The organism is Anabaena sp. UHCC 0204 (genome assembly GCF_009711975.1).
GTDB lineage: Bacteria > Cyanobacteriota > Cyanobacteriia > Cyanobacteriales > Nostocaceae > Dolichospermum.
On sequence record NZ_VIKW01000005.1, the window covers coordinates 205,687 to 219,959 of the forward strand.

The window sequence follows — 14,273 nt, forward strand, 5'->3', positions numbered from 1 at the left end:
TCTTCGTGTTCTTCGTTCCTTCGTGGTTCATTAAAAAAAGTTTTAAAGATCGAAGTAAACAATTGTCAATTGTGATGTTGCTGATTAAGAGTATGATTTCGTTTCACGCAGAGGCGCAGAGTCACAGAGAGTAAGAGTTTGAAATTAGTTTCGCAATATCGCTGATAGTCGGAGATCGAAATAAGCAAATTAAAGGTAAATCCACATTAAATACTGAGCGAATTTCCCCGATTAACCTAACTGCAACTAAAGAATTTCCACCCAGATGAAAGAAATTATCTTTAATTCCCACTGGAGAAATCTGAAGTACCTGCTGCCAAAGTTCAATTAAAGTTTGTTCAATCTGATTTTGAGAGATTCTTGAATTGCAAGTATCCCCAGCCGCAGCAACTAACATCGGTGCAGGTAAAGCCTGACGGTCAACTTTCTGATTAGGGGTAAGGGGAAATGCTGCCAGCAAGACAAAATTAGAAGGAATCATGTACTCAGGCAATAGAGAGAGTAGGTATTCTCGCATAGTTGCATTGGTCGGCTCATGTCCAGGCTGTGGGATTAAATATGCCACAAGACGCTTATCCCCCGGCACATCTTCACGGACAACCACCACCCCTTCCCGAATTGCCTCATGTCTGTTTAAAATTGTCTCAATTTCTCCCAATTCAATCCGGTATCCCCGCACCTTGACCTGAAAATCCATTCGTCCCAAAAATTCCACATTCCCATCCCTTCCGTAGCGAACCTCGTCCCCAGTCCGGTATAAACGTGCCGTGGCATCCGTACTAAAGGGATTTGGTACAAATCTTTCCTGAGTTAACTCCGGTCTATGCAAATATCCCCGCGTCACTCCCTTACCGCCAATATACAATTCACCAGCAACACCAACAGGAACAGGTTGCTGATGTTTATCCAAAATGTATAACTCAGTATTCGCAATTGGACGACCTATGGGAACTACTCCATCAACTTTACCGAGAGTATGGGTTGCTGACCAAATAGTGGTTTCTGTTGGACCATACATATTGTGAACCCGTCCCGGCACAATTTCCTGGAGTTGAATTGCCAAAGCCTCAGTCAAAGCTTCTCCACCCACCATCATCTCCCTAAGTTGTCCCATGGCTTTGCGGGTAGCGGTTTCTGCAATTAGTAAATTTGCCATAGAGGGAGTACATTGCAGATGTGTTACCCCATGACCTTGAATCAGGTCAGCTATAGATTCAGTCGGAGTTGGATCATTAGCCAGTGTCTTCAATTCATTTAGCAAAGGTAGTTGAGATAGCACCCTATCCGTATCTACGCCATAGTCAATCAGGCAGGCAATTTCATCAACACCAATGTCCCTCACTCGATTCACCATCTGCAAACAGGTGTCCACAGTCCCAAACAGACCACTGGTTTCAAAATACCGCTCAAAAGAAAAATCTAGCACCTCAACCATATCCGGATCAGACAAATGAGATATGGCAAACCGTCCCTTTTCGTCCGTAGTTTTCTGCTTGAAAGTCGGGAAAGACCAAGCCGCAAGCTTGATTAAATCCAAAGAACTAGCCAAATATTGCCGCATGGGTTGACGGACAATTTCTTTGACAATATCATCACTTTCCCCCACAAAAGTGTGCATCATCACAGTGACAATTCCCTGTCCAGAATGTCCATTTTCTTGCCAAGCTTGACGATAAATAGCAATCTTGGCTGCCAACTCATCTAAACCCTGCCCCAATAAGTGAGTTAAAATATTAGCGCCGCTTGCTCCTGCCTGATGGAACGTTTCCGGGTTGCCTGCCGCTGTAATCCAGACTGGGAGAGTAGGCTGAATGGGGCGGGGCAGAGTTTGCACCTCGACGATTTCGCCTTTACCGTTGGGATATGCTAAAGTTCCACCTTGCCAGAGTTTCCGCACCTCCTCAACTTGCTCAAACATAATTTCCTTGCGGTTCTCAAAGGCTTGGGGACACAGCACAAAGTCATTAGGCTGCCAACCTGCTGCAAAGGATATACCAACTCGACCACCAGAAAGATTATCAACCAAAGCCCAATCTTCAGCCAATCGCACCGAGTGATGCAAAGGAGAAACACAGCTACCGGCACGAATTTGGATATGCTTGGTAATAGTAGCGATCGCTGCACTACTAATCACAGGATTGGGGAATAAGCCACCAAAAGCATGAAAATGACGTTCAGGAGTCCAAATAGCTTTAAAGCCGTTGGCATCAGCAAATTTAGCCCCTTCTAGCAACAGTCTATACTTGGTCGCTGCATCTTCACCTTGCTCATGGCTGGAGAAGTAAAAAAGACTAAAATCAGTGTGTTTTAATTGATTTGACGGCGGCAAAGTTGACTGTTGCCGTTCTTGTTTGGGGTTATAAATGACAACCTTAAACCCCCGTGCCAATGTCCAAAACAGTTCCAAGACGGAAATATCAAACGATAAACTGGTGACAGCCAACCATACCCCCGGCGGATCATGGTCAATCACAGCATCCATACCAGTGAAGAAGTTGACCACATTCCTATGCTCCACCATTACACCTTTAGGCTTCCCCGTTGAGCCGGAAGTGTAGATGATATAACTCAGGTTTTCCGGTTTCACCCCACTATGGGGATTTATGATTGGTTGTTGAGTAATTTCGCCCCAGATCATATCAATGGGGATAATGCAGACATCATCATTAACAACCAGTTTAGGAATTAATTTCTCCTCAGTTAAGATCACCGGAGCTTGGGAATCTGCCAGCATCAAAGCCAAACGCTCTGGGGGGAAATCGGGGTCAAGGGGAAGATATGCCCCACCGGCTTTATGAATTGCCAATAACCCAATCATCATTTCTAATGATCTTTCGAGATGAATACCTACCAAAACATCGGGACCAACCCCCTGTAGTTGCAAATAGTGGGCTAATTGATTGGCTTGTTCATTCAATTCCCGGTAAGTTAATTGTCGCTCTTGAAAAGCCACCGCTACACCATCAGGAGTAGATTCGGCTTGAATTTCAAACAACTCATGAATACACCGATTTGTAGGCAAAGGCTGTGCTGTATCGTTCCAATCCCCCAAAATTTGCTGCTGTTCGGACACCGATAACAGCGGTAATTGATGTAGCGGTTGTTGAGGATGCTCTATACAAGCAGTGATAAAACTCTGGAGTTGTTGAACAATGGCTTGAGAGTCAGCTTCATTCAGAGAGCTAGTATGAATTAACTCTGGTAAACTGCCATCCTCATAAGCCACAAAAACCATAGATGCTTCCAAATAATGCCAATCTAGGCAATCTGGACTGCTTGCTAAGGCGATTGCTACAGGCAGAAAATTACTCTGGAGGCTATCTTGTAATTCTGGATAACGTCTCAACAGGCTATGTCTAAAGCTACCCAACCGCGAAGTATCATCTAAAGCAATTGCAAACCGCTTTTGAAATTGACTAAATGACTCCCCTATCTGAGTTTGCACACGGATAGGAACTCGTTGAGCAAATATTTCGGGCGCAATGCTACGTTGTGAATCCGTTTGCAGTCCCAAATCAAATTCCATTTCCGTTGCCAAGCGCCCACAGTAAGCCGCAAACATAGCCAGCAAAGACTTAGCTTCTACCTGCTCCGTGGACAACAAAATGCCATAGCAATCCATGGAGATATCTAGAGACTGATTAGGCATTTCCCTTGGCAAATAAGGATGTCTAAAGGGTGCAAGCTGCATCAACCGTTGTGACCAAATTTGCTCATAGCGACAAATAGCTGCATTGCGTTGATTAATTGCCTCCCTGACTTCCCCATCAATTACTGGCAAGACATCACCGACGCACACACTATAATCTTTTCTCAATTGTGCTGGGGAAATATTCTTTCCCCTTAATGTCGTTAAACCACTTAACTGCACAGCCCCATCTATAGTGGCAACGCACATTCCCTCCTCTCCTAGTTTTAGCACTTGTCCTGGAGTACCAGAAGCAGTTTTGATGACATGGGCAGAACCGACAGCAACCACTCCTCCTGGCAACCACACCTTGGGTAAACCTAGTTCATTACGAATGGGGCCAAAATCTAAGGCTTTGACCAGATTACAAATATCCTTACTACTAACATCAAAAGAAATAAGAGCAGCCGCATCAGGGCGATCGCTAGAGCTAAAATAACTTCGTTGTGATAGGTCTTGATGCCAAGGCTCTATCAGATCCATTGCCAGTTCTTGCACCAGTTCGGTGAAGGAATTAACGGCTGCATCAAAACAGCTAACATTCAGGTTAAATACTGTATCGTCTGGCAGAATCGGCACAGCTTTTTGTTTAAAGATCCGCCCAGCATCAATTTCACAAGCTACTTCGTGCCAGGTAATAGCATATTCAGTTTCACCATTCAGCAAAGCCCAAGAAGTTGCATACAAACCTGCATACTTAGGTAATGGGGAATCATGGTAATTAATAGTAGCTTTTTTTGCCCTAGCGATCGCATCGGCGGGAATGATCCATTTGATGTTATTAATACTAAAAAGATAATCGTACTCAGCCTCCAAGAGTGTTTTATGGAAAACGTGTCGAGAAGGAGCATGAGTGATGCCATGTTCTTGAGACCACTTTTGCAATGAATGATCTGTGGAATACACTCCCAGCACTTGGCAGTTTTTCTGCAACAAAATTTCTAAACAACTCAAAGGCAGGACACCATCGCCGACAACAAAACAAGAAAAACTGGACATAATTCATCTATCCTCGAAGAAAATAATTGACAATTGACAATTGATAATTGACAGCTAAGAAGGGAGGCGTTGCATAATTGAAGTATGAATTAGCCTCACGCAAAGGCGCAAAGACGCAAAGGTAAGAGGTTTCAAGGTTGGACTGGGTGGATTTCATACCTCGATTTAGCAACGCCAGAAGGGAAAATAGTCTCGAATCTGTGTTATTTAGCGTTGTCAATTGTCAATTATCAATTGTCAATTAGTTAAGTTATGTAGCGCCGAATCTGATCGGCAATTCTTTGACTAGCTCTGTCAGCGGTAATTAGTTGAATCTGATCTGGATGAGATACTCCCACACCTAACTCTACGGCGGTGCTAATCTGTGCTAACTTCCAAATAGATCCTTGGGTAACTTCATTTGTACTGCCTAGCAAACGCAGCATTCCTAACCCAATAACATCAATAGCTATCCGATCTGTACTGGCCAAAATCACATTGGCCGCCACTTTCTTCCCAGACTCTGGTCCCCCTTCCACAAAGGTTTCCACACCATCCATTAAGACCAAACTGGGCTGATAGACGGCATTAATTTCCGCGATCATCTGCTGCATATATGGTGAAGTATGCAAATCATTCATATAGTTGAAGGGATCACCAGGAACATACTTTGCTACCATACCTACTGTATTTTTGAGTGACAGGGTATAATGCGCTCCCCTATGAGTTTTCAAACAACAGGTATTAACAACCGCTCCAGCCTGGAGAATTGGCCGCGCAAAGGCGAAACCTTGTTGCCAGTGAGTTCCTGATGGTGAAAAATATTGCCACTGTTCAGTAGACATTTCATCAAAAACCATCGCTTCTAATCCATAGCGTTCTGCCAGTTGGAACACCCCTTTTAGCTTCATAGCTTCACGAGTCTGAGCCATTCCTGAGCGATCGCCTACAGTAATTTTTCCCACTCCAGCTTTTTGCAGTTTTTCCACCAAGGCTGCTAATAATTTAGTATCTGTAGCTGCTGGCGATGGATCGGCGGTATTGTAATTGGGTTTGAGAAAAATACTTTTTCCTTCGATCCCATCTGGCTGTAATAAGTCAAGTGCTTGCTGTGTCCCTGATACCCGATCTTCGGTGTGAACTAAGACAACTTTGCTAATACCAGTCGGTTTTGGTGATGCTACTATTTTCATGGCCTGACTATTCTTGGCATTAGCAGCCTCCAGAATAGATTTAGACGTTTTCAGGGTATGAATAACAGATGCAGGGGAAAACCCCGATATTTTCAGGTTGTGAAGAACAGGAGCAACAATAGCCGCCCCCGTAGCGATTCCAGCTAATTGGAGAATATTCCGCCTTGTGCGCCGGGGATGAGAAGATTGACTACGCATAACACTAAGTAAGGTGACAGGTTACAGGTAAGAAGGAATAAGCAGGAATCAGGAGGTAGGGGCGCAGGGCCTGCGCCCAGTCATGAGAAGGAAGAAAAAGATTAGTCTCGAATCTGGATTATTAAACGTTGTCAATTATCAATTGTCAATTGTCAATTGTTATTAGATTCGGACTAAGTTACTTGGGACTTCAAACTTGACAGTTTCCCCAGGGGAGTAAACAGCTTTGTCTTCTGTATCACTGAGAATGATTGATCCTGCACCAATAATATTTTCTTTGCCAATTTTGATGTAATTGCGGATAGTAGTATTCAAACCCAAAAAAGTGCATTCTCCTATGTTGACTCCACCACCAAGAACGACATGAGAAGTCAGAAAACAATGATCATTGATCACACAATGGTGGGCGATAGAATTCACACCCAAAAGTAGACAGTTGTTGCCGATGGAGGTGAAAGGCTGAATAACATTATTTTCCATGATAAAACAGTTTTCACCCACTGGTGTACCATAATAAGATGCTTGAGAACTGATATAGGAAATAAAGCTATATCCTCGCTCTTTTCCATTCAAGTATTTTTCTGCCCGCAATTTATTAACTTGTTGGTAACTAATGGCTATGAATAATTTGTATTGATCAGGCGGATAATACTTTTCTAATTTTTCATAGGGAACAATTGGTAAATTATGGAAACTCTCTGTTTTCAGATAGGCTTCATCAACAGTAAAACCAACTACTTCATGTTCGGAATCTCTCTGAAGATAGAAATGGACTATTTCGGCTATTTCACTACTTCCAAAAATAACAACTTTAGCCATGATTTATACTCCAATTATATCTTTTATTGATGTTAACTTTCATGGCTAATTTAATCTCCCATAAATTCTTCCATTGTGGCATGATTTTGTTGACTAATCCCTTCTTGTTGCATAACTGTCCAAACAGTCAGGAAAATTATTTTCAAGTCTAGTAATAAACTCCAATGGTTGATATACAAGATATCTAGGTTAAATTTTTCTTCCCAACTCAGGGCATTTCGACCTCGAACTTGTGCTAAACCTGTAATCCCTGGTTTTACTTCCTGTCGTCGTGCTTGTTCTGGGGTATAACGATCAAGATATTGTACTAATAATGGTCGTGGTCCGACAAAACTCATATCTCCTTTGAGAATATTCCATAGTTGGGGAAGTTCATCAAAACTTGTTTTTCGGAGAAATTGACCAAAAGATGTCAAGCGTTTTTCATCGCTAAGTAGATTACCTTTTTCATCGCACTCATCGGTCATGGTACGGAATTTGTAGAAGTTAAAAACCCGTGCATCTTTACCTGGACGAGGTTGGATAAAAAGAACTGGACTACCCATATTTATGTAGATAGCGATCGCGACACCTAGCATAATCGGAGAAAGAATAATTAAGGCGATCGCTGCTACAAATCTATCTAGTATTGATTTGAGAAATCTGCTATATTTGTTCATGAGTTCACCTTTTATTCAAACCAAAAACCATGAATACGAAATATTAAGCAGCAATTTATTTGCAAAAATACCTGCTTGATGTTTTCACTAATCAGCAAATAATGAAATTATTGAATTCCATTAAATCTATCAAGCCTTATTTGATTTTTTGAAGTCTTTTTTGCACCGTGAATAATTTACAGGATAGACTTGATTTCTAAAATCAAATCGCCAGCCTGGCACTACTTTTATGAATATTTGATGAACAATATTTAGTTAAGATAATTGACAATTGATAATTGACAATTGACAATTGAAAATGCTTAATAATCCAGATTAAAGACTGTTCTTCCTCTTCCTCTTCTTCCCCCTTCTTCCCTGTCACCTGTCACCTGTCACCTGTCACCTTCTTTCTTCCCTGTCACCTTCTTCATATAAAGCTTCGTGTAACTTAATAATGTGGCGGAGGTCATAATCTATTATCCGGTTACGCCCTTTTTGACCCATGATACGAGCTGCTTCGGGATGATCTAATATCCATGCCATTGCTTTTGTTAGTTCTTCTATATCACCCACTGGCACAAGAAGACCACAACCGTCCGCTAGTAAGTCTCTAGTTCCCCTAATTGCTGTGCCAATCACAGGAGTTTGTAGTGATATTGACTCCATTACACATCGGGGTAATCCTTCTTGTTCAGAAGCCAATATAGTAGCCACTGATATAGATATTAAAGTTGTAATATCATGACGCACACCCAAAAAACTAACTTGATCTTGTATCCCCAATTGCATTGCTAACTGCTGCATCTGATTTATCAGGGGACCATCTCCAGCAAAAGCTAGATGGGTATCAGGTCGAGCTAGACCAGCATAAGCTTTTAACACATCTTGAGGGCGTTTGCGGGGAATTAACTCTCCCACTGACAAGAATAGTGAGGTTTCTGGTGCTAACTTTAATTCTTGGCGTAGTTGCTCAACTTGAGTTTCGGCAATAGCATCCTGACTGTAATAATTGGTATCTAAGCCAATTCCCGGCATATAGCAGATTTTTTCAGGAGATTTAATCTTATGGAACTTTGCGGCTTGTTCATCATCACGATTGATCACGATTAAATAGTCATGCCAATTTCCTGCTAGTTTTTCTAACCCTAGAAATAAAGCATTCTTTAACGGTTTTCCACCAGGATGAAAGTGAAAGCCATGAGCAGTATAGATGACTTTTGTATGGAGATGCTTTTTTAAGTTTCTCAGGGCGTACCGAGTCACAAAAGCAGCGACAGGCGTATGCAAATGAACTATGTCATATTTCTCTTGTTTGACTATATTTTGGATAATTTGCGGTGTTCCCAGCAAATTCCGTGGATCTAGGGGGTTACGTGACCACTGGATATCCCAAACATGATCAAATTCTTGTACGCAATCTCCACAAGCCGAAATACCACAAGCCATACCATCTACACGCCAACCTTGATCACGAAAGTGACGGGCAAAAGGTAGGAGAAAAGCACGTAGAGTAGCGGGAATAGTCGTTACTATTAAAATTTTCTTCATGTTTTGATTTGTAAGCGTTTGTGTGTTGTCTCTAACAACTCTGCTAAACCTTGACGAATACTGATATTTGGCAACCATCCCAAAGCTTTGAGGGCGGCATTATTGGCGAGACTGTGACGGATATCACCAGGGCGGGATTCTTTGTAAATGGGATGCAAATTTTGATCTGTTAAATCGTTGAGGATATGAACGATGTCTAGTAAAGATGTGGCGACACCGCGGCCAACATTGAAGGTTTTACCTGTGGCGTTTGGGTGTTCCATGACGATGAGGTTAGCAGCAACGACATCAGAAACGTGAACAAAATCACGACTTTGCAAACCATCACCGTAAATGATGGGGGCTAAACCTTGACGGATGCGATCGCAGAATATAGAAATTACACCTGAATAAGGACTGGATGGATCTTGACGTAAACCAAAAACATTAAAGTACCGTAAGCAGACAAATTCTACCCCTAAAGTCCGGGCATAGAAGTGACCCAACAGTTCTGAGGCTAGTTTGTCTACTCCATAGGGTGTGATTGGGTTTGCAGGTATTGACTCTAGTTTTGGCAAAGTTGGTTCATCACCATAAGCAGCAGCACTGCCAGCAAAGATCACACGGTGAATACTATGTTTGCGTGCCGTTTCCAAAACATTGAGAGTAGCACCATAGTTGACTTTACTACTACCGATGGGATCGTTGATAGATTTGGGAACACTAGCGATCGCGGCTTCATGGAAAACATATTTGCATCCTTGCATTGCAGCATCAACGGTGGCTAAATCTGCAACATCACCGATGATAACTTCAATATCCTGGGGATGAAGAGTAGCAATATTTTCTAACTTCCCAGTCGAAAGATTGTCCAGAATCCGCACTTTATAGCCTTTTTGAACTAGGGCTTCGACAATATGCGATCCAATAAATCCACAACCACCAGTTACTAAGACGGTTTTCTGAGCTATTTTCATCGTCTTTCACTTATTTACTAAGGTTTCTGAGTCAAAAGCCATTTTTCGGTCTGCGATCGCACATAACGGTAAAATCCAATTCTTTGCTCGCGCAGCACTTCATCTCTATAATCTTTCGCTTTCTCTAGGTTACGGGCTGACATTCGCGCCATGCGTTCTGGGTCAGTCACAACCTCCTGGATTTTGCTGGCTAAAGCATCTACATTACCGGGCGTTACCATATCCTCAATTGGCAATAGTTCGGGAATACCGCCTACTGTTGAGCCAATACAGGGTAGTCCCCGCGCCATTGCTTCTACCATTGCTCTAGGTAGCCCTTCTTGGTAAGAAGGTAAAACAAATAAGTCAGCTTGATCTAACTCAGTAGTGACAGCTTTTCCTGCCGCTAACTGACCACGGAAACAGACTCGCTCTTTTAAACCCAAGGCTGCTGCTTGTTCCTCCAGTTCAGTGCGGTGCTTACCATCGCCAATCATGGTCAATTTCAGGTCTATTCCTTTTTGTATACAGATAGCCATGGCACTGAGCAGTATATGAGGCGCTTTATAGAGTTGAGCTAAAGTACCCACAAAAATCAGATGCAATGTCTTCATCTGGTGAAATTGACGGGGAGTTAAAATTAAAAACTCCTCTGGGATGTCTACGTCTGATATGCCTACTGAATAATGAGGACAAGGATATCTAGTTTGTAAAGCCTCTTTGGTGACATAAGCTGCTGCACAAGCATTGGCACATTGTCGGCGCAATATTTGAGGAGACCACCACCGGAAAAACGGACGCAAAGGATGTCTAATAGAACCTGGAGCGAAGACATCATAAGGATCGGCAACGACTTCTACAGCATAAGGATGATGGGTAGCGCGGAGTTTGGGTTCGATACAGGAGGCAATTGTCGAACTGACTCTCAAAATTACAGCATCTTCTGGATTTACAGCCTGTTGAGCAATCCGTTTGACTTGGAGCGATCGCCATAAATACTGCACTGGTCCAATATAATAGGGAATAGCAGTAAAGGAAACATGATCGCCATTAGCCTCTTTGCAATCAGATGGTACTGTGGGTAAGTTCCGAACACGGGCAACCACCTGCACATGATCAAAAACCTCCAGATATCGCTGCCAAAATGAATATGGGAACTGTGTTTGTGTCCATACCATTCCATCCGGTGTGCGATCGAAACGGTATTCAAGTGCAACGATAATATTCATAACATTTGACAAAATGAAGAGTTTTTTCTGTACGTATATGAAAGCCAGTTAAGTAGGTAAACCGAAAAAAACGATATTTTTTACTTTGCATAAATTCCCTACAAAATAAGTAAAACCAACTAAATCATTTAAAGTTCGTAGTGAGGACTTCAGTCCTCAAATGAGCAATAAATTCCTCACGACGAAATTATCTCCAGACTTTTTTACATTACTTAATCTACTGATGATCAGTTAAAAAAAATTGATTGATAGCAATGGACAAGGCAGTTAGAACATCAACTAATCCTAAAACTTAGACAAGAAAAGGCTTCTTGCACTGTCACCCGCGATGCACTGAGCTTGTCGAAGTGTCACCTGTTCCCTATCACCTACTATATCTATCAATTCCTTTTGAGAACTTAACCAAACAACTAAAACAGGCAACCCACTATTTTTGATTAAGAAAAAGATGTCATTATCAAAGTCACTTGTAAGCACCATAAAACAAAAATTGACAAGCATCGGCAATAAAATCAAGCGACTATCTGAAGATTTCCAACTAAGCAGGCAACGCTGAACCCAGCCAACCAAAATCCCTAGTGGAATAAATGCTAGGGGGACAGCAAAAAAACCAAAATTAAGCATTGCTTCTCCTGCAATTCCGTAGACTTTGGAAGTTTCCCATACACCCATTTTGTAAGATCCTTTACCAAAAAATAGTTCTGTTCCTTGCATAACCTTATGTTTAAAAGGCTTATCAGGCATAATGAATTTGGGTATTAAAATAGTTGCTCCTGCTATATAAGTTTCTCCCCAAACATATTCATAATCACTATGAGGAAGCATCAATCTGTAGAGCATATAAGCATGGACATCACTGCGTCCAATATCTCCCAGCAGCAAGCCTTGCCATGTTCGTCCTGATTTCTCTTCCAATTGGGCAGCATCTTCACGACTTTCTAGCGCCGTATTGACTCCATCCAGTCCTCCCGCTTTAAAGAAACCATACAAGTACATAAAAAAGAGCAGAAAAACTATTCCTATAGCTACTTCTTTTTTAGTAATTGGACGAATCATGAAATGAATCATACCTGCCGCCCAAAATAAAGCCCAAATTGTATTAGAACGACTGCCTCTAAGACCACCAAAAAACATCTGTAATACTAGAAATACTAGCAAAACTAAAATTAATATTGGCCAAGATTGAAAACGTTTATTTTTTTGGGCGTAAATACTAAATACCATCATTGCCAAGATAGGGAAAGTTTCTGAAAATAAGAATACAATTCCCATACCTTCTAAATTTGATTCACCCTCTTGAGTGGCAGAAGCAATATAACCCATCACTCCACCAAACTGCTGATAGACTCCAATCTGAAGTACCGCAGAAAAGATCATAGCAAAGCTAACAATAAAATAAAAACGCTTGAGATTGATTTGCCATACAATTTGAGTTGACGGATTTTTTGGTTTTTTGACAACGAGATTTCTGCAAAAGCGATATGCTAAAAGACCTAATAAATTGAGGATTGCCATACCACCTAACCACGGTCTCCAGTCTGGTGGATAGTCAAACCAAGCCTCTAACCAACGGTCCCAACTCACATGAAGTATGGGGGCTAAAAAAAAGAAATGGAAACCTAATACACCGATAATTCCCACTGGGTCAAATATATTTAGGTGATTGCGAAACCATTTGATAGCATCAATACCAATCACAATTCCACTTAATGTGACAGGTATTAAAAACCAATGCTCGAATTGTTTTGAGCTTTGAAGACACCACAACAGTATGACGCAGCAGATAAAAACAGAAATAAAGATGCTATTTACATAAGTTTTGGGGAAAGTTCTTTTGTGATTCATTATGAAATTGCTTTGGTAAACTGGGTTTGATAAATCTTTTCCAACTGCTGTACGGAAGTTTCAATATTGAAAGGACTAGTTTTTACAAGTCCCAAAGAATCTGGTTGCATATTATGAGAGAGTTTAGATTGTTGAGACAGGATCTCATGAACCCACTCGGAAACAGGTTGGTGGAGAGAAAGTCGCTTGACTAATTGCTTTACTATGTCTGCTTCTTCTGGAATCGCATCCGATAAAATACAAGGTAATCCTGCTGCTTGGGCTTCAATTAATACTAAAGGTAATCCTTCTGTGAAGGAGGGAAATACAAATACATCCATAGCACCCCGCATTATTCTGGCGACATCAGGGCGACTACCCGCAAAGATGACTCTATCAGCAATACCAATATCCCTAGCTTGCTGTTTGATTTCCGAGATTAAACTACCTTCTCCTACTATTAAAAGGTATGCTTGCTGTTCTTGGCTGGCAATAGTGGCGAATATTTTCAAAAGAAATTGATGATTTTTTTCTTTCTCAATGCGACCAACATGACCAATAACAAAAGCATCTGCTGGAATATTCAATTCATTGCGAATCTCAAACCTATTTATAGATTGTTGGAAAGGGGTCAAATTGATACCGCAGTAAAGTATTTGCCAACGAAGATCGTTTTGCCAATTTTGACCAAAGAAATCTGCATTAACAACTTCGCTGCATCCCAGACCAATAGTAGAATGATACTTAATCAAATATTTTGTCAACCTTAGATACAATTGCCGATATATTCCTTGGTTGGCTTCTAGTGCCGAGCTACAATGGCTATGGAAAATACGGTTTGGTATACCAGCTTGTTGGGCTAAATGCAAGACATATCCACTGAAGTGATAAACGTGACTGTGGATGATATCATAATGTCCATGTTTGTGGAGAATCTGTCGGAAATTGGCAGCATATAGCCAAGGATTTGAGGGATTTAAACAAGGGATAATCTGGCTACCAAGGGCGAGTATTTCATCATCGTAAGCACAAGGTTGATCGGTATGAACTAGAAAATCCATTTGAAAGCGATCGCGGTCAATATGACGGAGAATATTCATTAGCCAGGTTTCAATCCCCCCCCGATTCATCCCGCCTACAACATGAAGAATATGCTGTTTCATGATTTGCATTCACTCCTTATTTAGATAAAAAAACTATTGCTTTACCCAGAACAAAAT

At 41.5% G+C, this 14,273-nt stretch carries 9 protein-coding genes; all 9 read right to left on the reverse strand.

The genetic code is table 11. The features are described 5' to 3' along the window. Window positions 1-121: 121 nt before the first annotated feature. Window positions 122-4,687, reverse strand: coding sequence for a MupA/Atu3671 family FMN-dependent luciferase-like monooxygenase (locus FJR04_RS06350; RefSeq protein ID WP_168492806.1), 4,566 nt, complete (start codon window positions 4,685-4,687; stop codon window positions 122-124). 245 nt (window positions 4,688-4,932) lie between these two features. Continuing rightward, window positions 4,933-6,057: a DUF362 domain-containing protein gene (locus tag FJR04_RS06355; protein ID WP_168492808.1), complete on the reverse strand. Its 1,125-nt coding sequence runs from the start codon at window positions 6,055-6,057 to the stop codon at window positions 4,933-4,935. Between the two features lie 162 nt (window positions 6,058-6,219). Further along, window positions 6,220-6,876, reverse strand: a complete 657-nt coding sequence (locus FJR04_RS06360; RefSeq protein WP_168492810.1) for an acetyltransferase — start codon at window positions 6,874-6,876, stop codon at window positions 6,220-6,222. Window positions 6,877-6,926: 50 nt separating this feature from the next. Continuing rightward, on the reverse strand, window positions 6,927-7,535 hold the full coding sequence (locus FJR04_RS06365; protein ID WP_168492812.1) for a sugar transferase: 609 nt from the start codon (window positions 7,533-7,535) through the stop codon (window positions 6,927-6,929). Between the two features lie 381 nt (window positions 7,536-7,916). Then, window positions 7,917-9,065 (reverse strand): glycosyltransferase family 4 protein, encoded by a 1,149-nt coding sequence (locus FJR04_RS06370; protein ID WP_168492814.1) that lies wholly within the window; start codon window positions 9,063-9,065, stop codon window positions 7,917-7,919. Then, window positions 9,062-10,021, reverse strand: coding sequence for an SDR family NAD(P)-dependent oxidoreductase (locus FJR04_RS06375; protein WP_217359226.1), 960 nt, complete (start codon window positions 10,019-10,021; stop codon window positions 9,062-9,064). The genes FJR04_RS06370 and FJR04_RS06375 overlap by 4 nt, the downstream gene beginning before the upstream one ends. 17 nt (window positions 10,022-10,038) lie before the next feature. After that, on the reverse strand, window positions 10,039-11,229 hold the full coding sequence (locus FJR04_RS06380) for a glycosyltransferase family 4 protein (protein WP_168492816.1): 1,191 nt from the start codon (window positions 11,227-11,229) through the stop codon (window positions 10,039-10,041). A 285-nt stretch (window positions 11,230-11,514) separates the two neighbouring features. Continuing rightward, window positions 11,515-12,927: a hypothetical protein gene (locus tag FJR04_RS06385; protein WP_168492818.1), complete on the reverse strand. Its 1,413-nt coding sequence runs from the start codon at window positions 12,925-12,927 to the stop codon at window positions 11,515-11,517. A gap of 146 nt (window positions 12,928-13,073) precedes the next feature. Then, window positions 13,074-14,216 carry a glycosyltransferase family 1 protein gene (locus tag FJR04_RS06390; protein ID WP_254445215.1) on the reverse strand — a complete coding sequence of 381 codons (1,143 nt, stop codon included), beginning with the start codon at window positions 14,214-14,216 and terminating at the stop codon, window positions 13,074-13,076. Between the last annotated feature and the right edge of the window lie 57 nt (window positions 14,217-14,273).

Excerpts from the sequence above, each read along its gene's own strand:
- FJR04_RS06360 (WP_168492810.1), bottom strand. The coding sequence starts at position 6,876 with ATGGCTAAAGTTGTTATTTTTGGAAGTAGTGAAATAGCCGAAATAGTC.
- FJR04_RS06350 (WP_168492806.1), bottom strand. The coding sequence starts at position 4,687 with ATGTCCAGTTTTTCTTGTTTTGTTGTCGGCGATGGTGTCCTGCCTTTG.
- FJR04_RS06370 (WP_168492814.1), bottom strand. The coding sequence starts at position 9,065 with ATGAAGAAAATTTTAATAGTAACGACTATTCCCGCTACTCTACGTGCT.
- FJR04_RS06390 (WP_254445215.1), bottom strand. The coding sequence starts at position 14,216 with ATGAAACAGCATATTCTTCATGTTGTAGGCGGGATGAATCGGGGGGGG.
- FJR04_RS06355 (WP_168492808.1), bottom strand. The coding sequence starts at position 6,057 with ATGCGTAGTCAATCTTCTCATCCCCGGCGCACAAGGCGGAATATTCTC.
- FJR04_RS06365 (WP_168492812.1), bottom strand. The coding sequence starts at position 7,535 with ATGAACAAATATAGCAGATTTCTCAAATCAATACTAGATAGATTTGTA.
- FJR04_RS06380 (WP_168492816.1), bottom strand. The coding sequence starts at position 11,229 with ATGAATATTATCGTTGCACTTGAATACCGTTTCGATCGCACACCGGAT.
- FJR04_RS06375 (WP_217359226.1), bottom strand. The coding sequence starts at position 10,021 with ATGAAAATAGCTCAGAAAACCGTCTTAGTAACTGGTGGTTGTGGATTT.